Here is a 1,198-nt window from a genome sequence, read left to right as displayed (position 1 = left end):
CTGGCCTGCCTCCTGAAAAGTGGTCCTCCCTGAGGTATGGCTTTGAGCCATGTGGAGGATGTCATCATGGGACAAAAGAAGCATACGGCTGAAGAGATTGTTGCCAAGTTGCGCCAAGTCGATGTCTTGGTCTCGCAGGGTCGCAAGGTTGCTGAAGCAATACGCTCCATTGAGGTAACCGAGGTTACGTATTACCGCTGGCGGTCCGAGTACGGTGGCCTGAAGGGCGATCAGGTAAAGCGGCTGAAGTCCCTGGAGACCGAGAATCAGCGCCTTCGCCGGGCTATCTCTGACCTGACATTGGTGAAGCTCATCCTGAAGGAGGCGGCTGCGGGACCCGAAGGGCAGCGCCAGCAAAACTTCTGAGCCCGGCTCGCCGCCGGGCTTGTGTCGACTACGTCATTGCCGAGCACGGCGTGTCGGAACGCTTCGCCTGCCGTGTTCTGGGTCAGCATCGTTCGACCCAGCGCAAATCCGCCGTGGTGATCGAGGACGAGGCCGCTCTGACGTCCGCCATCGTCGCTTTGGCTCTGCAGTACGGGCGCTACGGCTATCGCCGGATCACGGCCCTGCTCCGGCGCGACGGCTGGACGGTGAACGTAAAGCGCGTTGAACGCATCTGGCGGCTCGAAGGGCTCAAGGTTCCCGCTCGCCAGCCGAAACGGGCACGCCTTTGGCTCAACGACGGCTCCTGCCTTCGCTTACGGCCCGAGCGTCCCGACCATGTCTGGTCCTACGACTTCGTCGAGCACCGCACGCACAACGGCAGGAAGTACCGAATGCTGAACGTGATCGACGAGTTCACGCGCGAGTGCCTGTCGATCCGTGTATCCCGCAAGCTGAAGGCCCTCGACGTGATCGACGTACTCTCGGACCTGTTCAGCCTACGTGGAGTGCCCAGTCATATCCGCTCCGACAATGGTCCGGAGTTCATCGCCAAGGCCGTTCAGGACTGGATCGCGGCGGTTGGCTCGCAGACCGCCTACATCGAGCCGGGCAGTCCGTGGGAGAACGGGTACTGCGAGAGCTTCAACGCCAAGCTGCGGGATGAACTCCTCAACGGCGAGGTGTTCTACACCCTCAAGGAGGCCAGCGTCGTGATCGAGCAATGGCGCAGGCACTACAACAGCATCCGCCCGCACTCGTCGCTCGGCTACCAGCCGCCCGCACCGGAGGTCGTCATCTGGCCAACGGAACC

The 1,198-nt window shown here is 61.9% G+C and carries 1 pseudogene; it reads left to right on the top strand.

Annotated elements, in window-relative coordinates:
- Positions 1 to 66: 66 nt before the first annotated feature.
- Positions 67 to 1,198 (top strand): annotated as a pseudogene (locus K368_RS0100015) (IS3 family transposase); the annotation flags it as partial.

Origin of the sequence: Methylobacterium sp. 10 (assembly GCF_000519085.1) — a bacterium.
Classification (GTDB): domain Bacteria; phylum Pseudomonadota; class Alphaproteobacteria; order Rhizobiales; family Beijerinckiaceae; genus Methylobacterium.
The sequence above is the reverse complement of the archived record's forward strand: the minus strand, read 5'-3'. Positions and strand labels throughout refer to the sequence as shown.